This window comes from Jannaschia sp. GRR-S6-38 (assembly GCF_029853695.1).
Classification (GTDB): domain Bacteria; phylum Pseudomonadota; class Alphaproteobacteria; order Rhodobacterales; family Rhodobacteraceae; genus Jannaschia; species Jannaschia ovalis.
On record NZ_CP122537.1, the window covers coordinates 2,410,327 to 2,427,034 of the forward strand.

At 70.2% G+C, this 16,708-nt stretch carries 20 protein-coding genes, 1 tRNA gene and 1 other RNA gene; 9 read left to right on the forward strand and 13 right to left on the reverse strand.

What is annotated here, in order from left to right; all coding sequences use genetic code 11:
• Positions 1-37: 37 nt before the first annotated feature.
• The 7 genes from P8627_RS12345 to gatC all read right to left on the reverse strand — a co-directional run bounded on the left by P8627_RS12345 (position 38) and on the right by gatC (position 4,595).
• On the reverse strand, positions 38-532 hold the full coding sequence (locus P8627_RS12345) for a GNAT family N-acetyltransferase (RefSeq protein ID WP_279964431.1): 495 nt from the start codon (positions 530-532) through the stop codon (positions 38-40).
• 98 nt (positions 533-630) lie between these two features.
• A complete protein-coding gene (rpmG, locus tag P8627_RS12350) occupies positions 631-798 on the reverse strand; it encodes a 50S ribosomal protein L33 (RefSeq protein ID WP_055661766.1) in 168 nt (55 codons plus the stop codon).
• A 117-nt stretch (positions 799-915) separates the two neighbouring features.
• An RNA gene (gene rnpB / locus P8627_RS12355) (RNase P RNA component class A) lies at positions 916-1,286 on the reverse strand.
• A gap of 12 nt (positions 1,287-1,298) precedes the next feature.
• On the reverse strand, positions 1,299-1,922 hold the full coding sequence (locus P8627_RS12360) for an N-acetylmuramoyl-L-alanine amidase (RefSeq protein WP_279964432.1): 624 nt from the start codon (positions 1,920-1,922) through the stop codon (positions 1,299-1,301).
• 77 nt (positions 1,923-1,999) lie between these two features.
• Positions 2,000-2,800, reverse strand: coding sequence for a hypothetical protein (locus P8627_RS12365; RefSeq protein ID WP_279964434.1), 801 nt, complete (start codon positions 2,798-2,800; stop codon positions 2,000-2,002).
• 32 nt (positions 2,801-2,832) lie between these two features.
• Positions 2,833-4,311 carry an Asp-tRNA(Asn)/Glu-tRNA(Gln) amidotransferase subunit GatA gene (gene gatA, locus P8627_RS12370; RefSeq protein WP_279964435.1) on the reverse strand — a complete coding sequence of 493 codons (1,479 nt, stop codon included), beginning with the start codon at positions 4,309-4,311 and terminating at the stop codon, positions 2,833-2,835.
• Positions 4,308-4,595, reverse strand: a complete 288-nt coding sequence (gene gatC, locus P8627_RS12375; protein WP_279964436.1) for an Asp-tRNA(Asn)/Glu-tRNA(Gln) amidotransferase subunit GatC — start codon at positions 4,593-4,595, stop codon at positions 4,308-4,310. Before gatC ends, gatA begins: the two co-directional genes overlap by 4 nt.
• 128 nt (positions 4,596-4,723) lie before the next feature.
• On the opposite strand from gatC, the gene P8627_RS12380 reads away from it, so the two are divergent.
• Positions 4,724-4,797, forward strand: a tRNA-Gly gene (locus P8627_RS12380).
• Between the two features lie 10 nt (positions 4,798-4,807).
• Here P8627_RS12380 and P8627_RS12385 read toward each other — a convergent pair.
• Positions 4,808-4,981, reverse strand: coding sequence for a hypothetical protein (locus P8627_RS12385; RefSeq protein WP_279964437.1), 174 nt, complete (start codon positions 4,979-4,981; stop codon positions 4,808-4,810).
• 122 nt (positions 4,982-5,103) lie between these two features.
• Here P8627_RS12385 and P8627_RS12390 point away from each other — a divergent pair, with 122 nt between their 5' ends.
• The 5 genes from P8627_RS12390 (at position 5,104) to P8627_RS12410 (ending at position 9,783) form a co-directional block, all read left to right on the forward strand.
• Positions 5,104-6,885 (forward strand): ABC transporter transmembrane domain-containing protein, encoded by a 1,782-nt coding sequence (locus P8627_RS12390; protein ID WP_279964438.1) that lies wholly within the window; start codon positions 5,104-5,106, stop codon positions 6,883-6,885.
• A gap of 34 nt (positions 6,886-6,919) precedes the next feature.
• Positions 6,920-7,162 carry a mercury resistance system transport protein MerF gene (gene merF / locus P8627_RS12395; protein ID WP_279964439.1) on the forward strand — a complete coding sequence of 81 codons (243 nt, stop codon included), beginning with the start codon at positions 6,920-6,922 and terminating at the stop codon, positions 7,160-7,162.
• The gene (locus tag P8627_RS12400) at positions 7,126-7,344 is read left to right on the forward strand and encodes a GDCCVxC domain-containing (seleno)protein (protein ID WP_279964440.1); all 219 of its coding nucleotides are present in this window, start codon (positions 7,126-7,128) and stop codon (positions 7,342-7,344) included. Before merF ends, P8627_RS12400 begins: the two co-directional genes overlap by 37 nt.
• 105 nt (positions 7,345-7,449) lie before the next feature.
• A complete protein-coding gene (locus P8627_RS12405) occupies positions 7,450-9,339 on the forward strand; it encodes an acyl-CoA synthetase (RefSeq protein WP_279964441.1) in 1,890 nt (629 codons plus the stop codon).
• Between the two features lie 147 nt (positions 9,340-9,486).
• Positions 9,487-9,783: an antibiotic biosynthesis monooxygenase family protein gene (locus tag P8627_RS12410; protein WP_279964442.1), complete on the forward strand. Its 297-nt coding sequence runs from the start codon at positions 9,487-9,489 to the stop codon at positions 9,781-9,783.
• A gap of 109 nt (positions 9,784-9,892) precedes the next feature.
• Here the strand turns inward: P8627_RS12410 and P8627_RS12415 are convergent, their stop codons facing one another.
• Positions 9,893-10,102 carry a cold-shock protein gene (locus P8627_RS12415; protein WP_115383994.1) on the reverse strand — a complete coding sequence of 70 codons (210 nt, stop codon included), beginning with the start codon at positions 10,100-10,102 and terminating at the stop codon, positions 9,893-9,895.
• 150 nt (positions 10,103-10,252) lie between these two features.
• On the opposite strand from P8627_RS12415, the gene P8627_RS12420 reads away from it, so the two are divergent.
• Complete coding sequence (locus tag P8627_RS12420) at positions 10,253-10,597, forward strand: arsenate reductase family protein (RefSeq protein WP_279964444.1); 345 nt, start codon at positions 10,253-10,255, stop codon at positions 10,595-10,597.
• Here P8627_RS12420 and P8627_RS12425 read toward each other — a convergent pair.
• From P8627_RS12425 to P8627_RS12435, 3 genes are all read right to left on the reverse strand, one after another.
• On the reverse strand, positions 10,594-11,940 hold the full coding sequence (locus P8627_RS12425) for a hypothetical protein (protein WP_279964447.1): 1,347 nt from the start codon (positions 11,938-11,940) through the stop codon (positions 10,594-10,596). The genes P8627_RS12420 and P8627_RS12425 overlap by 4 nt on opposite strands.
• Before the next feature lie 1,238 nt (positions 11,941-13,178).
• The gene (locus tag P8627_RS12430) at positions 13,179-14,486 is read right to left on the reverse strand and encodes an O-acetylhomoserine aminocarboxypropyltransferase/cysteine synthase family protein (protein ID WP_279964448.1); all 1,308 of its coding nucleotides are present in this window, start codon (positions 14,484-14,486) and stop codon (positions 13,179-13,181) included.
• A gap of 89 nt (positions 14,487-14,575) precedes the next feature.
• A complete protein-coding gene (locus P8627_RS12435; RefSeq protein WP_279964450.1) occupies positions 14,576-15,088 on the reverse strand; it encodes an EF-hand domain-containing protein in 513 nt (170 codons plus the stop codon).
• A gap of 178 nt (positions 15,089-15,266) precedes the next feature.
• Here P8627_RS12435 and P8627_RS12440 point away from each other — a divergent pair, with 178 nt between their 5' ends.
• Entirely contained in the window at positions 15,267-15,644 is a 378-nt protein-coding gene (locus P8627_RS12440; RefSeq protein ID WP_279964451.1) for an NADH:ubiquinone oxidoreductase subunit NDUFA12, read from the forward strand.
• A complete protein-coding gene (locus P8627_RS12445) occupies positions 15,641-16,012 on the forward strand; it encodes a DUF2155 domain-containing protein (RefSeq protein WP_279964452.1) in 372 nt (123 codons plus the stop codon). Before P8627_RS12440 ends, P8627_RS12445 begins: the two co-directional genes overlap by 4 nt.
• Here the strand turns inward: P8627_RS12445 and aat are convergent.
• Positions 15,970-16,617 (reverse strand): leucyl/phenylalanyl-tRNA--protein transferase, encoded by a 648-nt coding sequence (aat, locus tag P8627_RS12450; RefSeq protein ID WP_279964453.1) that lies wholly within the window; start codon positions 16,615-16,617, stop codon positions 15,970-15,972. The genes P8627_RS12445 and aat overlap by 43 nt on opposite strands.
• Positions 16,618-16,708 lie beyond the last annotated feature (91 nt).

The window sequence follows — 16,708 nt, forward strand, 5'->3', positions numbered from 1 at the left end:
CCGGCGGAGGCCGGGACCCGGAGTGCGGCGCGCGCGATCAGATGGCCGCGGCCATGCGCACCACCGGGAAGGTGATTCCCGGCGCGATCGGTGCCTCATCAATGCCATGATCGTCGAATCCCTGCCGCGCGTAGAAGGGCCGCGCGTTGAGCGAGGACAGGCAGTCCAGCCTCCGCACACCCCCCGCGCGCGCCTTGTCGCGGATATGCCGCATCAGGCGCGAGGCATGGCCCTTCTTGAGGTGGTCGGGATGGGTCGCGACATGGCGCACATGGCCCGTCCCCTCGGGGCAGTCCTCGCCCGGCGCGGTGGCCGTCCAGCCGCCCACCGCGACCAGCTCCAGCCGTTCGAACAGCATGTAATAACTTCCCGATTCCAACAGCTTGGGGTTCGCGCGATCGAGCAGGGGCAGGATCGCGTTCACCGCGTGGCCGTCGTAATCGTCGAGAAGCAGCCGGGGATAGACCGCAGAAAGCAGGCCGTCGATCAGCGGCCGGTCAGCGAGACCGGCCGGTCGTATGTAGATACCCATAGTTAGCAGACTCCGATGCCAGAATTGAAGAAAGGCCGGGCGGATGGCAGTCCGCCCGGCCTCTCAATAGTCCGGCATCGGTTAAGGCAGAATTAACCTTACTTAATTTTGCCTTCTTTGTACTCGACGTGCTTGCGCGCGACGGGGTCGAACTTCCGCACGACCATCTTCTCGGTCATCGTGCGGGCGTTCTTCTTGGTCACGTAGAAGTGGCCGGTCCCGGCCGAGGAATTCAGCCGGATCTTGATCGTGGTGGGCTTCGCCATCGTATGTCTCCTGCGTCGGTCGGGTCTTTGGTCCGCGAGTTCCGCGCGCCGCCCCGTTCAATCCGGAAGCCGCCTTCTAGCCGCTCGGGCCGTGCTGTCAAGCGAGGCGGCGAGGCGATATGCGGGGCGCCTGTAAGCCGGATTCTGTCCCCCGGGCGAGCCCGGATGGGCGACCATTCATCTCGATCCCGCGTTGCCGCGGAACCTGAAGCTGCCAACCCGGACCGCGAGGCGAAGCACCCCGTCTGCGGCCCCTATTCGGCATTGCTCCCGGTGGGGCTTGCCGTGCGGGGGACGTTGCCGCCCCCCCGGTGGGCTCTTACCCCACCGTTTCACCCTTGCCCCGGGCGGACCCGAGGCGGTTTCTTCTCTGTGGCGCTTTCCGTCGGCTTGCGCCGCCCGGGCATTACCCGGCACCGTCGCTTCGTGGAGTCCGGACTTTCCTCCCGCAGGGCTTGCACCCCGCGCGCGGCCGCCCGGCGCCCCGCATGGAGGGGGAGCTATGAAGCGTTCCGGTCCGCGTCAACGGGAAAGCGCCGCGCGAGATCCGCGGCAAGCCCCATATCGGTCGCGTCGAGCGGGCCGCGGGCCCAAGGGCGGACACGCAGGCGCACCGCGCCGAGCAGCACGTCGAGGGGTACGTCGGCCGTCCAGCCCGCGCGCGCCACGTCGGCGCAGAAACGGGCGGGATCGGGCTCCGGCGCCCCGCGCGGTTCGGGCCAGATCGACAGGCCGAGCAGCGCCAGCCGCCGCCAGTCGAAGCGCGGGCCGGGGTCGATCTTGCGGCCGGGGGCCGCGTCGGAATGGCCGATCACGCCCCTCGGCGCGATCCCGTGCCGGTCGAGCAGGAGAGCCAGGAGCGCCTCGAGCGCGTCCATCTGTGCGGCGGTGAAGGGCGAGGCCCCGTCATTGGAGAGCTCGATCCCCAGCGAGCGCGAATTGAGATCGTCCGAGGCGCCCCAGCGCCCGGCGCCCGCGTGCCAGGCGCGGCGGTCGTCGTCGACCAGGCGGAAGACGGATCCATCCTCGCCCACGAGGTAATGGCAGGAGACCTCCGTCTCGGGCAGGCGAAGCCGCTTCAGCGCCGGTTCCGGCCCGCCGGTCATGGCGGTGTAATGCAGCATCACGAGGTCGGGCGTGGTCGAGCCGCCCCGGCGGGGTCCGTGATTCGGACTTGGCCGGTCCTGGATCTGCACGCGGATCAGTTCTGGACGAGCGCGCGGAACGTCGCCGGATCCCAACCGCAGGCATTGCCGTCGCCGTCCGGGTCGAGACCCAGCCGGTCCCGCTCCGGCCCGCCGGCGGCGAGGAAATCCTCCTGCGCGATATCGGCGGTGCGGTAGCCCTGACAGCGCGCCTCGGCGCGGCGGGCGGAGGAAAGGGGATTGCGGCTGAAGGCCCGCGTGCCGACCGGCTGCGCCTGGTTGATCGCATAGGCGACGATATTGGGCCGGCCATCCTCGGGGCGCTGCAACTGCGTCGGGCGGACGATCTGGTATTGCTGCCGCGCGGCGCGCACGCGCGCGGCGTCGTCCTCGATCGAGCGGGCGGCCGAGACGGCGGCGAAATCCTGTTCGCGGCTGATATTCGGGTTGTCGCGGTCGAGATCCAGCGGCGCGGAGGTGCCCGCCGGGGCCGTGGCCGCCGGAGGAAGCGGCGCCGGCGCGGCGGCGGCGACCTGCGCGGGCGGGACCTGCGCGGGCGCGATCGAGATCGGCTGGCTCGCCGGCGGCCGGGCCGGCGCGGTCCCCGGCTGCAGCACCGCCCGCGTCGCGCTCGCGATCTGCTGGGCTTCGCTGGCGGGCGGCGTCGTGGGCGGCAGCACGGTCTGTTCGGGCCGAAGCGGCGCCGGCGTTCCGCGCAGCATGGCCTCGCGGCGGGCGGCATATTGCGCGGGCGTCTCGAACCCGGCGCCGCGCGGCGCGCTTTCGGGGACCGGCGGCTCGCAAGCCGCGAGAAGCGTCAGGGCCAGACCGGCCCCGATCAGGGATGGGATACGCATGACCTGCCTCGCTCGGTTCTTTTGACCGAACCCTACCACCACTTCGCGGGGCGATCCACGAAACCCGCCCGTTCCTCGACGGCGGAAGCGACATTGAGCAATTCGCCTTCCGCCCAGGGCTTGCCGATCAGCTGGAGTCCCATCGGCAGCCCCCGCTTGTCGAGGCCCGCGGGCACCGCGACGCCCGGCAGCCCGGCGAGGTTCACCGTCACGGTGAACACGTCGTTGAGATACATCTGGATCGGCGTGAAGTTCGCGCCCAACTCGAAGGCCGAGGAGGGCGTGGCGGGCGTCAGGATGGCGTCGACCCCCGCGGCGAAGGCATCCTCGAAATCCTTCTTGATCAGCGTCCGCACCCGGCGCGCGCGGTTGTAATAGGCGTCGTAGAACCCCGCCGAGAGCACGTAGGTGCCCACCATCACGCGGCGCTGCACCTCGTCGCCGAAGCCTTCCGCGCGGGTCTTCTCGTACATCTCGGTGATGCCGTCGCCCTGGCCCAGCTTCGCGCGATGGCCGAAGCGGACCCCGTCGTAGCGCGCGAGGTTGGAGGAGGCCTCGGCTGGCGCGATCACGTAATAGGCCGGCAGGGCGTATTTCGTGTGCGGCAGCGAGATGTCGCGGATCTCGGCGCCCGCGTCCCGCAGCATCTCGATGCCGCGGGCCCAGAGCGTCTCGATCTCTTCGGGCATGCCGTCGATGCGGTATTCGCGCGGGATGCCGATGACCTGGCCCTTCACGTCGCCGGTCAGCATGGCCTCGAAATCCGGCACCGCCAGATCGGCGGAGGTCGAATCCTTCGGATCATGCCCCGACATGGCGCGCAGGAAGATCGCGGCGTCGCGCACCGAGCGCGTCATCGGACCCGCCTGGTCGAGCGAGGAGGCGAAGGCCACCACGCCCCAGCGCGAGCAGCGCCCGTAGGTCGGCTTGATCCCGGTGATGCCGGTGAAGGCCGCCGGCTGGCGGATCGAGCCGCCGGTATCGGTGCCCAGCGCGCCCAGGCACAGCCGCGCCGCCACCGCCGCCGCCGAGCCGCCGGAGGAGCCGCCGGGCGTAAGGCTCGCGTCGGAATTGCCCGCCCGCCACGGGTTCACCGCATCGCCGTAGGTGCTGGTCTCGTTCGACGAGCCCATCGCGAACTCGTCCATGTTGAGCTTGCCCAGCATGACCGCGCCGTCCTGGAACAGCTTGTCGGTGATGGTCGACTCGTATTCCGGCTTGAAGCCTTCGAGAATGCGCGAGCCGGCCTGGCTGGGCACGCCGCGCGTGCAAAACAGGTCCTTCACCCCGATCGGGATGCCGCACATGTCGGGCGCGTCGCCGCGGCGGATGCGGGCGTCGGCGTGCTCGGCCTGCGCGCGCGCGATCTCGGGCGTGTGGTGGACGAAGGCGTTGAGCGCGCCGGCTTCCGCGACCGCTTCCAGATGCGCCTCGGTCAGCGCCTGCGCCGTCGTCTCGCCCGCCCGGAGCGCGTCGCGCGCGCCCGCGATGGTCAGCTCGGTGAGGTTCATTCGACCACCTTCGGCACGGCGAAGAAGCCCTCGCGCGCGTCGGGCGCGTTGGCGAGCACCGCGGCCTGCTGCTTGCCGTCCGTGACCACGTCCTCGCGCCGCTTCAGGCGCATGGGCGTGACCGAAACCATAGGCTCGACGCCCTCGACATCGACTTCCTGGAGCTGCTCGATGAAGCCCAGGATCGCGTTGAACTCCCCCGCCAGCGCGGGCAGGCGCTCCTCGGGCACGGCGATGCGCGCCAGATGCGCGATGCGTCGCGCGGTCTCGGTGTCGATGGACATGGGGCGGCCCTCTCGGTCGGTTCCGGGGCGGTCTATCGGCAGGGCGCGCCGGGTTCAATATCCGCCGCCCGGGCCGTCCCGCCCCTTGCATCGCCCCCCGCACGCGGCCTATTTGAAGCCTGCACGACGCGGGCGTTGTGTAATGGTAAGACCTCAGCCTTCCAAGCTGATGATACGGGTTCGATTCCCGTCGCCCGCTCCAATCCTTCCGATCAGATCCCCAGCGGCGCGCGCAGCAGGTTGAGCAGGACCGCGGCCACCATGCCGACGCCCGCGCCGATGGCCAGGCGGGTGCCGCGCCGCTGCGTGGCGGGCACGTAGCCGGCCAGAACCATGCAGACGAGCCCGTAGAAGACCATCGCCGTCACGTCGATCGGGTTGTACATCGCGCACCTCTTTCGCGTCACGGTGGTGCGGGTCGCCCGGCCGGTCAAGCCCTGCGGCGCGGCGTCGTTCTTGCGCCCCGGGGCCGGCGCGGATACCCCGAACCCGCCAATCCGGAGGGCACATGGTCGAGATCGCCAAGGAAGCGGACCGTACGGGATCGAAGCGGATCGGAAGCCTGCGGTCGCTCGCGCCGTTCTTCCGGCCGCATATCGGCATGGTGGCCGCCGCGCTGGCCGCGCTGGTCCTGACGGCTTGCGTCTCGCTGGTCCTGCCGCTGGCCGTGCGCCGCGTCGTGGACGGCTTCCAGACCGGCGAGGCGGAGCTTCTGGACCAGTATTTCGCCGCCGCGCTGGTGATCGCCGCGCTGCTCGCGGTGGGCACGGGCCTGCGCTACTACCTCGTGACCCGGCTGGGCGAGCGCGTGGTGGCCGATATCCGGAAGGCCGTCTTCGGCCGGATGATCCGGATGAGCCCCAATTTCTACGACGGGATCCTGACCGGCGAGGTTCTCAGCCGGATCACGACGGACACGACGCTTCTGCTCTCGGTCATCGGCTCCTCGGTTTCGGTCGCGCTGCGCAACGTGCTGATCTTCGCGGGCGGCCTGGCGCTGATGCTCTGGACGGCGCCGAAGCTGTCGGGGCTGGTGCTGCTGATCGTGCCGGCGGTGATCGTGCCGATCATCGTGCTAGGCCGGCGGCTCCGGACCCTGAGCCGGGAGAACCAGGACTGGATCGCCGAAAGCTCCGGGCGCGCCTCGGAATGGCTGCTCTCGGCGCAGACGGTCCAGGCCTATACCTTCGAGGGCGAGGCCAGCCGGCGCTTCGACGACGTCACCGAGAAGAGCTTCCGCGCGGCGCGCACGCGCATCCGGGTCCGCGCGGTCATGACCGTGATCGTCATCCTGCTGACCTTCGCGGGGATCGTCGGCGTGCTGTGGATCGGGGCGCGCGATGTCCGCGCCGACGTGATGTCCATCGGCGAGCTCATCCAGTTCCTCATCTACGCGATCATGGTCGCGGGCTCCGTCGCGGCGCTGTCGGAGATCTGGGGCGAGCTGCAGCGCGCCGCGGGCGCGACCGAGCGGCTGGTCGAACTGCTGGAGGTCGAGGACGACGTGCGGGACCCGGCCGCGTCGCGGCCCCTGCCGGCGGGCGAGGCCATCGCCTTCGAGAACGTCACCTTCCGCTACCCGACCCGGCCCGAGATCGCCGCGCTCAATGGCGTGTCGCTCGACGTGGCCCCGGGCGAGACGGTGGCGCTGGTCGGGCCTTCGGGCGCGGGCAAGTCGACGATGATCCAGCTTCTGCAGCGCTTCTACGATCCCGACGAGGGGCGCGTGACGCTGGGCGGCACCGATCTGCGCGATATGGATCGCGACGCGTTCCGCGGCCGCATGGCGCTGGTGCCGCAGGATCCGGTGATCTTCGCCGCCTCGGCGCGCGACAACATCCGCTTCGGCAATCCCGACGCCAACGACGCGCAGGTCGAGGCCGCCGCCCGCGCCGCCGCTGCGCATGATTTCCTGACGGCGCTGCCGCAGGGCTACGACACCTATGTGGGCGAGCGCGGCGTGATGCTGTCGGGCGGCCAGAAGCAGCGCATCGCCATCGCCCGCGCCATCTTGCGCGACGCGCCGGTCCTGTTGCTGGACGAGGCGACCTCGGCGCTGGACGCCGAAAGCGAGCGCGCGGTGCAGGATGCCGTGGCGCTCCTGGCCGAGGGGCGCACGACGATCATCGTCGCCCATCGGCTCGCCACGGTGAAGAAGGCCGGCCGCATCGTGGTGATGCAGGATGGCGGCATCGTCGCGCAGGGCACGCATGACGCGCTGGTCGCGCAGGGCGGGCTCTATGCCCGGCTGGCGCGGCTGCAATTCACCGACGGGATGGCGGCGGAATAGCGGCTTCACGTGCTCGTGGCGTGACGCCCCGCCGGTGGCCCGCTACGGTGCGCGCATGGCCGATCGCATGCTCATCACCGGGGCCGCCGGGACGACGCTTCTGGCGCTGTGCTGCGTCACGCCGCTACTGCCCGCGACGCTCTCGGCGCTGGGTCTGGGCCTGCTGGTCCCCGTCCTGTGGCGTGACGCGGTGCTCTTGCCGCTTCTGGGCCTATTCCTTCTGCTGACCGGATATGCGCTATGGCGACGTCGGACCCGATCCTCGTCTCGCGGCTGACCTGCCCCGAATGCGGCCATGCCTCGGACGAGGTCATGCCGACGGATTGCTGTCTTTTCTTCCACGAATGCCCGGGTTGCGGGGCGCGGCTGCGACCGCGGCCGGGGGATTGCTGCGTCTTCTGCTCCTACGGCTCGGTGCCCTGTCCGCCGATCCAGACGGGCGAAGACGGCTGCTGCTGACCGATCCGCCGCAGCGTCCCGCTTGCGCCCGATTGACGCGCCGTTCACATTGCCGCGCGAACGACCGGGCGGGGAGTCCCGGAGGATCAGGGAGGGACGACCGCGATGGCCTCATTCGCCAACAAGCAGGATATTCTGGATATTCAGGCCGCCGAGCCGTGGGAACAGGCGCAACCCGCCACCACGCTCTACGAGCTTCTGTCGAAGACGGCCGCGACGCACGGGCAGCGCCCGGCGATCAGCTACCAGCTGTTCTCGGGCCCGAACGACCCCGCCGAGACGCTGACCTGGAAGCAATTCCACGGCAAGGTCACGCAGGCCGCGAACCTGTTCCGCAGCCTCGGCGTCACCGAGACCGACGCTGTCGCCTACGTGCTGCCCAACTGTCAGGAAACGGCGGCCGTCCTGATCGGCGGCGCGGTGGCGGGGATCGCCAACCCGATCAACCCGCTGCTGGAACCCGAACAGATCGGCGCCATCCTGCGCGAGACCAAGGCCAAGGTCGTGGTCACGCTGCGGGCCTTTCCCAAGACCGACGTCGCGCAGAAGGTGGCCGAGGCCGTCCGGCTCGCGCCCAATGTCGAGACGGTGCTCGAGGTCGACCTGCACCGCTACCTCACCGGCCTCAAGAAGCTGATCGTCCCGCTCGTGCGGCCGAAGGTCGAGGTCAAGCACAAGGCCCGCGTCCTCGACTGGACGAAGGAATGCGCCAAGCAGGACGCGGACAAGCTGACCTTCGCGGATGCCACCGAGGATCGCGTCGCGGCCTATTTTCACACCGGCGGCACGACCGGCATGCCCAAGGTCGCGCAGCACAAGTATTCCGGCATGGTCTATAACGGCTGGGTCGGGCACCGCCTGCTCTTCTCCGAGCAGGACAACATCATGTGCCCGCTGCCGCTGTTCCACGTCTTCGCCTGCCACGTCATCCTGATGGCCGCGATCGCGTCCGGCGCGCATGTCGTCTTCCCCACGCCGCAGGGCTACCGGGGCGAGGGCGTGTTCGACAATATCTGGAAGCTGATCGAGCGCTGGAAGATCACCTTCCTGATCACCGTGCCCACCGCCATGTCGGCGATGATGCAGCGCCCGGTCGATGCCGATATCTCGACGATCAAGACGGCGTTCTCCGGCTCCTCGCCGCTGCCGGTCGAGCTCTTCAAGCGGTTCGAGCGCGACACCGGCGTTACCGTGGTCGAGGGCTACGGCCTGACCGAGGCGACCTGCCTCGTGTCCTGCAACCCGGTCGATGGCGAGAAGAAGATCGGCTCGGTCGGCATCCCCTTTATGCATTGCGACGTGAAGATTCTGACCGAGAGGGGCGACGGCCCGGTCGAATGCGCCGTGGACGAGGTGGGCGAGATCTGCGTCTCGAACCCCGGCGTCTATGCCGGCCGGACCTATACCGAGGCCGACAAGAACACGAACCTCTACCATTTCGACAAATACCTGCGCACCGGCGACCTGGGCCGGATGGATGCGGATGGCTATCTCTGGATCACCGGTCGCGCGAAGGACCTGATCATCCGCGGCGGTCACAACATCGACCCCGCCGAGATCGAGGAGGCGCTGGCCGGCCATCCCGCCGTCGCCATGGCGGGCGCGATCGGCCAGCCCGACGCCTTCGCGGGCGAGTTGCCCTGCGCCTATGTCGAGCTGGTCCAGGGCGCGAACGCGACGCCCGAGGAGCTGGTCAAATACTGCGACGGCCATGTCCACGAACGGGCCGCCCGTCCCAAGCATGTCGAGATCCTCGACGAGCTGCCCAAGACTGCTGTCGGCAAGGTCTTCAAGCCCGACCTGCGCCGCCGCGCGATCACGCGCGTCTACGACGCCGCGCTGGCCGATGCCGGCGTCCCGGCCCATGTCTCGGAAGTGATCGAGGACAAGAAGCGCGGCCTCGTCGCCCGGATCGAGAAGACCGGCGAGGTCGAGGAGAGCGACGTGGTCGCCGTGCTCGGAAACTACACCCGCCCCTGGGAATGGGCCGCCTGATCGGCGAGATGCCGTGAGGCCGAAGGCCCGGCCCGCAGTTCGCGGGCCGGGCCTTTTTCATTCGGCCCGCCGCGATCCGTGCTGTCTGCGGTAGGATCGGCCCGCGCGCGTCGCGCCCCAATCCCGGATCCGAGGGAGGCCGAACCGATGATCATGCGAATATTCCAGGTGGTGACGAAACCCGGCAAGGAAGCGGCGTTCGAACGCTTCTTCCGCGAAACGGCCATCCCGCTGATGAAGGGCACCGAGGGCGTCGTGCAGCTCCTACCCGGCGCCGCGCGGCCCGACAGCCCGCGCGAATTCAGCTTCGTGATGGTCTGGAGGGATCTCTCGGCGCTGAAGGCCTTCGTCGGCGAGGATTACGCCAGTCCGCATATCGATCCGGCCGAGGCGGACCTGATCGAGTCGCGAAGCATCCGGCATTACGAACTGGTCGACGGCTGAGGTCCGGACCGGCTGCCGGGCGGGGGCCGAAAATGAAAGACGCCCACTTTCGCGGGCGTCCAGGGGTCGGCCCCGCCTACGGCGCGGGCCGTATTCTAGCGCTGGAGGCTCAGTCCAGCGCGACGAGATCCGACGCGCTGGAGCGGCCGTCGCGGCCTTCGCGCATCTCGAACTCGACCTTTTGATTGTCGCGGAGGCCCGTCAATCCGGCCCGCTCGACCGCCGAGATATGGACGAAGATGTCCTTCCCGCCGTCGTCGGGGGCAATGAAGCCGTAACCTTTGGTGGTATTGAACCATTTCACGGTGCCAGTGGCCATGACCGTGTCTCCTTAGTATCGTCCCGCCCGCAACATCGCGACGGCGTGGTGGACGAGGGCAAACCCGGCGCCAAAGCCGGCGACCGTCGAACACGATTCCTCGGTAAGCAAGCCGATGAAAACGTCAAGGGGAAGCGGCGGGAGTGCTCAATGACCAGACAGAAATCGCTGATACTGCACGGTTTGAAGGCGTGCGATACATGCCGCAAGGCGCTGAAGTCGCTGCGCGACGCCGGGCATGACGTCGCCTTTCGCGACCTGCGCGACGACCCGCCGGACCGGGCGCAGGTCTCTCGCTGGCACGAGGTGCTGGGCGCGGGCCTTCTCAACACCCGCTCGACCACCTGGCGCGGCCTGTCGGAGGCGGAGCGCGCGGGCGACCCGGTCGCGCTGATGGTCGCGCATCCGGCGCTAATCAAGCGCCCGGTGATTTCCGACGGCGACGCGCTGCATCTCGGCTGGACGCCGCAGACGCGGGACGCGCTGGGGCTCTAGGCGTTGGGCATGCGCAGCGCCACGTTGCGCCCGCCCTTCTGGTACACGAGCTCCGCGTCGCCGATGGCCACGACCCGGCCCCGGTCCAGCCGGTCGCCCACCTCGACCTTGACGTAGCGGCCATTGGCCAGCCGGACCAGCGCGCGCCGCGCCGAGGGCCGCCCGTAGACGCCGATCAGGTTGATCCGGTTGAGGCGGATCACGTTGTCCTCGGTCGCCGCGCGCGACACCGATCCCCCGGCCGAGCGGATGGTCTGTGACCCGCTCGCCTGGCGCGCGGGCGCGGGCGCCGCGCTGGCCCGTTCCCGGCGCTGCGTGACGATGCGGGCGGCGGCGCGCTCGACGGTGCGGGGCCGCGTGCGGGGCCGTTCGCTGGCGGCGAGGGCCAGGTCCGAAACAGGGCCTTCGGGCGCGACCACCGTCTCGCGCTGCGAGGCCAGCGAGGCGGAGGCCGCCACCGCGGCGGCCTCGGCGGCGGCGTCCTGCCGCGCCGTCTCGGCCACGGCGCGCTCCGCGAGGGCGGCGATCCGCGTCGGGCGCGGGCTGGGCTTCACGCGGGTGATCTCGGCGCGGGTCAGCCCGCCGAAGCTCTGCCGCTCGATCTGTTCGGCGGCATCCTCGGGCCGGGGGCTCGGCCGGACGCGGCGCAACGCGGCATCGGCGGCGAGGCGCGCGTTGGACTGGCTGGCGGCGGCTTCCGCGGCGGGGCGCGGCGCCGGCATAACGTCGGGCCGCCCGAGCACGAGGGTATAGCCCCCCGGCGCGAGCGTCCCGTCGGGCGTTGGCACGACCAGTCCCTCCGCTGTGGTCTCGAATTCCGTCCCGGGCGGCGCGGGCAGGGTCTGCGGCGAGAACCCGTCCGTGGGCGGCGCCACCGCGCTCAGCGAGACGGCGTCCTCGTTAACCACCACCGGGTCGATCGACGCGAGGTAGATCTCCTCGGACGTCCCCGGCTCCGGCGCCGCGGGCGGCGGCGGGGCCGCGAAACTGCCGCGCGCGGCAAAGGACTCGATCGGCGCGCCGTCGGCATCCGGCGGCGTGTCGGACTCGGGATCCGCGTCCTCGGCGATCTCCTCGGGCGTCGCGCCCGGCAGCGGCAGCGGCGGGGCGGCGATGTCGGGCAGGGGCGAGGCCTCGGTCATGGGCGGGGGCAGGAGCGCGGCGAGATCGGCCTCCGTGGGCGCGTCTTCGGCCGCGGGCGCGGCCAGCCCCGCGACGGCGGGTTCGGCGGGATCGGGGTCGGTCACCCTCTCGGGCTCGGATCCGGTCAGCCCCGCGACGAGGCCGATGAGCGCCAGAAGCAGGAGCAGCCCGATCGTCAGGTAGAGACCGAGCTTGCGCACCTTGCGCGGCTGCGCGGCCTGTTCGCGCTGCAGCCCGGGCAGGGACAGTGCCTGCTCCTCCTCGATCTCGCCGCTTCTCGGCCTCCGCGTCGGGCACGACCGTGGCCACGCGGTCGCGCAGGACGCTGATCGGGCCCGGGGCCACGTCGGTGGCCGGTTCCGGCGGGCTGGGATCCGGCTTAGCCTTGGGCGGCGCCGGCTCCGGCGTCTTGCCGGCGTCCTTCGCAGGCTCCGGCCCCGGCTTGACCGCGGGCGCGGAAAGACGCGGCGCGATGCGGCCCGCGGGGCCAGGTGCCTCGGCCTCCTCGCCCCGTCGCCGGGTCGAGAAGGACGGCGCCTCGGCTTCCTTCTTCCTGGGCGCCCGATGGGCGAAGACGGGTTCGGCCTTGGCAGTATCCGTGCCGCCGGTCGGCGCGGCGATCTGCGGCTCGGCGCCGGATGCGCGATCGTCGGCGGCAGCCTCCTTCGGTTTGGCGGGGGCCTCCGCCGCCACGTCGGGCTCCGCCGCGGTGGCCGGGTCGGGCGTCGCTTGCGGTGCCACTTCGACTACGGGCTCCGGCTCGGGCAGGGGCGGGGCGGCGGTGATCCGGAAGCCGTCCTCCAGGTCCAGCTCCAGCGTCTCGCCGTTCAAGAGGTCCGGCGCGATGCTGGTGGGGCCGAATTTCGCGATGCCCGGAAAGACCGGATCGTCCGGGTTGGCCACCGCCGCCACGGGGCGAAAGCCGAAATCGCTGGCGAAGGTCTCGGCTTCGAGCAGCGTCTCCTTCGCGACGACGGCGACCTGCAGCCGGTGTCCCTGTTCGCGCCAGTCGAAGGTCAGATCCTCGACCGGGTAGGGCGTCCTCCCCTTCAGGAGGGCGCGGATCGTGTCGACCGGCTTGCGGTCGTCGCGTTCCAGCGAGCTGTAGAGAAGCTGGCTGTCGGGCAGGATCAGGATCGACGTGAAGTCCGCGCCGACGCGGCGCTCGGCGCGGTCACGCATCCGGGCCATCTGGTCGGCCATGTCCGGCGCGTCGAGCATGACCACGCCCTCGCGCCACCATCCGCCGTCGGGCGCACGCGAGAGGACGGCGATGCCGTCCAGCGAGAGGTCGAGTGCGATTTCTGGCGTCATGCGCTCCGGCCCTGGCGCGGCTGCGCGCGCCCCTGCGGGGGGCGGCGTCCGGCTGCCCCGAGTCTAGGGCAGCTTGCCGCCCGATGGAAAGGGCCGCGCCGGGAAAGGCGCGGCCCGGAAGGGTTTACTCGGCGGCCATCGAGGGCGCGGCCTTGGCCAGCGCCTGGTCCAGATCGGCGATCAGGTCGTCGGCATCCTCGATCCCGATCGAGACGCGAACGACGTCCGGTCCGGCACCCGCCGCGGTCTGCTGCTCGGGCGAGAGCTGCCGGTGCGTGGTCGAGGCGGAGTGGATCACCAGGCTGCGCGTGTCGCCGAGATTGGCGACATGGCTGAAGATCTCGACCGAGTCGACGAACTTCACGCAGGCGTCGTACCCGCCCTTGAGCCGGAAGGTGAACAACCCGCCCGCGCCGCGGGGGCAGACCGCCTTGGCCCGGTCCGCGTAGGGCGAGGAGGGCAGGCCCGCATAGGTGACCTCAGCCACGGCGGGGTGCTGCTCCAGCCAGCCGGCGACCGTCTCGGCGTTCTTCACGTGCCGGTCCATCCGAAGGCTCAGCGTCTCGATCCCCATCAGCGTGTAATGCGCCGCCTGCGGGTTCAGGGTCATGCCCAGATCGCGCAGCCCCACGGCGATGCCGTGGAAGGTGAAGGCGAGGTTGCCGAAGGTCTCGTGGAACTTCAGCCCGTGATAGGCGGGCTCGGCTTCCGAGAGCGACGGGAACTTGCCCGAGGCCGACCAGTCGAAATTGCCCGAGTCGACGACGCAGCCGCCGGTGACGGTGCCGTTGCCGGTCAGGTACTTCGTGGTCGAATGCACCACCAGCGTCGCGCCGTGGTCGATCGGCCGGACGAGGTAGGGGGTCGCGGTCGTGTTGTCGATGATCAGCGGCAGGCCCGCGGCATCGGCCACCTTGGCGATGGCGTCGATATCCATGATCCAGCCGCCGGGATTGGCGATCACCTCGCCGAAGACGGCGCGGGTGTCGTCGTCGATGGCATCGGCCACCGCCTGCGGATCGTCGAAATCGACGAACTTGGCCGACCAGCCGAAGCGCTTGATGGTCTGGCTGAACTGCGTGACCGTCCCGCCGTAGAGCCGGGTCGAGGCGACGACGTTGCAGCCCGGCTGCATCAGCGGGAACAGCGCCATGATCTGCGCCGCGTGCCCCGAAGAGCAGCAGACCGCGCCGACGCCGCCTTCCAGCGTGGCGATGCGTTCCTGCAGCACGGCGACCGTCGGGTTGGTCAGGCGCGAATAGATGAAGCCCACTTCCTGCAGGTTGAACAGCGCCGCCGCATGTTCGGCGTCGCGGAAGACATAGGCGGTGGTCTGATAGATCGGGGTCTGCCGGGCGCCCGTCGCGGGGTCCGGGCGGGCGCCCGCATGGATTTGCAGCGTGTCGAAGCCGTATTGGCGTGTTTCGGTCATGGGGGGTCCCTCCTTGCCGTTGGCGCGCAGGATACAGGGCCCGCCGGGGCGCGGCCAGTGGCCATCGCGCGCGACGGCGAAGGGATGCCTCAGCCCCGGAGCGCGGTCCGCAGCGCGACGTTGAACAGGAAGTCGCGGTAGAATTCCGCGAAGCTGAGCGCGCCGTCGCCATCGCCGTCGGCGACGCGCATGTCGGCCTCTGTCGCGGCCATGAACTCGGCGCGGCTGACGCGGCCGTCATCGTTGCGATCATGCAGGTCGAAGACGATTCCCATCGCCGTCTCGAAGGCCTGCGCCCGGCCGCGATGGGCGGCCATCGCGCCGAAGCCGTGTTCCCAGCCCGTCATCTCGGCGCGGGTCACGTCGCCCGAGCCGTCGACATCCAGCGAGGCGAAGACCGTCGCCGCGCCCGCTGCCATCTCGTCCGCGTCGATCCGCCCGTCGCGATCGGCGTCGAGGACGCGCGCCCAGTCCTGCACCACCGAGCGGGCGGCATCCACGGTGGCGGAGGCGGGCGCGGCGATATTCACCGTCTGCGCGGCGGCGGGCAGGGCCAGCGCGACGAGAAGGGCGGCGGCGGGGAGGGCACGAAACAAAGCCATGGCGGGTCCTTTCGGTTACCCGGCTAATCTAAACCGTTCGGTTCGATTTTGTACCCGGCAATGCCGCGCATGCGCGCACAGCTTCGCCGCCGCAGGCGCACCGCGGGGCGCCACCCTTGACCCCCGCAGGCGGCGGTGTAGACGGAAGGCTGATCTGCGACGCCGAAGGACGACACCCATGGCCGGACTGCTCAAGCGCCTCGTGACATGGTGGGACGGAACCAGCATCGGGACCAGCCTCTGGACCCGCCGCTTCGGCACGTGGGTCGGCGAGGACGAGGACGGCAACGTCTATTACCGCAACGCCGACGACACCCGCCGCTGGGTGATCTACGCGGGCGACAACGACGCCACGCGCGTCGTCCCCGACTGGTATGGCTGGCTGCATTTCACCTTCCCGAAGCCGCCGACCGAGGCGCCGATCGCGCATAAGTCGTGGGAGAAGCCGCATCACCCGAACCTCACCGGTTCCGAGGGCGCCTTCCTGCGCCAGGGGTCGCTGCGCCGTGGCGACGTGACGCCGCAATCCGATTACGAGGCGTGGAATCCCGAATGATCCGCGCGCTTGCGGCCGCGGGCCTGGCGCTGATGGCGAGTTCGGCCTTCGCGCAGGCCGTCCCGACCGGCGACGGAGTCGGTGCGGTCCTGCGCACGCTCGACAAGGTTTCGGGTGAGGTCATCGATGTCGAGATGGAGACCGGCCAGACGATGGCCTACGGCCCCCTTCAGGTCACGCTTCACGAATGCCGCTATCCGGTCGCGAACCGGTCGGGCGACGCGTTCGGCCTGATCCGCATCGTCGATGCCCGCGCGGTGGAGGAGCTCTTCGCCGGCTGGATGGTCGCCTCGTCGCCCGCGCTCAACGCGCTGGAGCATCGCCGCTACGACGTCTGGCTCCTGAGCTGCATCACCTCCTCCGACTGAGGCATCGGCCCTTCCAGGACGGCCTCGCGCATCAGCGCCTTGCGCAGCTGCGCCCGGTAGGCCTCCCGCGGGATCTCGATCGCGCCGAGCGAGGCGAGATGCTCGGTCAGGAACTGGGTGTCGAAGAGCACGAAACCCTGCCGCCGCAGCAGCGCGACGGTATAGGCCATCGCCACTTTCGACGCGTCGCGCGCGGCCGAGAACATCGACTCCCCGAAGAACGCCGCGCCCTTCGTGACGCCGTAAAGACCGCCGACGAGTTCGCCGTCGCGCCGGACCTCGATCGAATGCGCCCAGCCCGCCGCGTGCAGCTCCTGGTAGATCGCGGCGATGCGCGGGCTGATCCAGGTCTCGTCGCGATCGGCGCAGCCCGCGACCACCCCGGCGAAATCCTGGTTCAGCGTGACCTCGAAACGCCCGCGCCGGATCACCTTGGCGAGGCTGCGGGACATGCGGAACCCGTCGAGCGGCATCACGCCCCGCCGCTCGGGATCGACGAAGAAGATCAGCGGATCGTCGCGCCCCTCGGCCATCGGGAAGACGCCGTGGTCATAGGCCATCAGCACGTGGCGGGCGTCGATCTTGGCGAAGGGATCGTGCGGCATGCCGTCAAGCTAAGCGCTGGGCGACCCGCGGAAAAGACGGAGGACGATCCGTCGGCGCGCAATTCGCACGTTTGCGGGCGCAGACCTGGCC

Excerpts from the sequence above, each read along its gene's own strand:
- P8627_RS12435 (WP_279964450.1), bottom strand. The coding sequence starts at position 15,088 with ATGGCTTTGTTTCGTGCCCTCCCCGCCGCCGCCCTTCTCGTCGCGCTG.
- P8627_RS12360 (WP_279964432.1), bottom strand. The coding sequence starts at position 1,922 with ATGCTGCATTACACCGCCATGACCGGCGGGCCGGAACCGGCGCTGAAG.
- P8627_RS12415 (WP_115383994.1), bottom strand. The coding sequence starts at position 10,102 with ATGGCCACTGGCACCGTGAAATGGTTCAATACCACCAAAGGTTACGGC.
- P8627_RS12405 (WP_279964441.1), top strand. The coding sequence starts at position 7,450 with ATGGCCTCATTCGCCAACAAGCAGGATATTCTGGATATTCAGGCCGCC.
- P8627_RS12400 (WP_279964440.1), top strand. The coding sequence starts at position 7,126 with ATGGCGACGTCGGACCCGATCCTCGTCTCGCGGCTGACCTGCCCCGAA.
- P8627_RS12365 (WP_279964434.1), bottom strand. The coding sequence starts at position 2,800 with ATGCGTATCCCATCCCTGATCGGGGCCGGTCTGGCCCTGACGCTTCTC.
- rpmG (WP_055661766.1), bottom strand. The coding sequence starts at position 798 with ATGGCGAAGCCCACCACGATCAAGATCCGGCTGAATTCCTCGGCCGGG.
- P8627_RS12410 (WP_279964442.1), top strand. The coding sequence starts at position 9,487 with ATGATCATGCGAATATTCCAGGTGGTGACGAAACCCGGCAAGGAAGCG.
- aat (WP_279964453.1), bottom strand. The coding sequence starts at position 16,617 with ATGCCGCACGATCCCTTCGCCAAGATCGACGCCCGCCACGTGCTGATG.
- P8627_RS12385 (WP_279964437.1), bottom strand. The coding sequence starts at position 4,981 with ATGTACAACCCGATCGACGTGACGGCGATGGTCTTCTACGGGCTCGTC.
- P8627_RS12445 (WP_279964452.1), top strand. The coding sequence starts at position 15,641 with ATGATCCGCGCGCTTGCGGCCGCGGGCCTGGCGCTGATGGCGAGTTCG.
- P8627_RS12420 (WP_279964444.1), top strand. The coding sequence starts at position 10,253 with ATGACCAGACAGAAATCGCTGATACTGCACGGTTTGAAGGCGTGCGAT.
- P8627_RS12440 (WP_279964451.1), top strand. The coding sequence starts at position 15,267 with ATGGCCGGACTGCTCAAGCGCCTCGTGACATGGTGGGACGGAACCAGC.
- gatA (WP_279964435.1), bottom strand. The coding sequence starts at position 4,311 with ATGAACCTCACCGAGCTGACCATCGCGGGCGCGCGCGACGCGCTCCGG.
- P8627_RS12390 (WP_279964438.1), top strand. The coding sequence starts at position 5,104 with ATGGTCGAGATCGCCAAGGAAGCGGACCGTACGGGATCGAAGCGGATC.
- P8627_RS12430 (WP_279964448.1), bottom strand. The coding sequence starts at position 14,486 with ATGACCGAAACACGCCAATACGGCTTCGACACGCTGCAAATCCATGCG.
- P8627_RS12345 (WP_279964431.1), bottom strand. The coding sequence starts at position 532 with ATGGGTATCTACATACGACCGGCCGGTCTCGCTGACCGGCCGCTGATC.
- gatC (WP_279964436.1), bottom strand. The coding sequence starts at position 4,595 with ATGTCCATCGACACCGAGACCGCGCGACGCATCGCGCATCTGGCGCGC.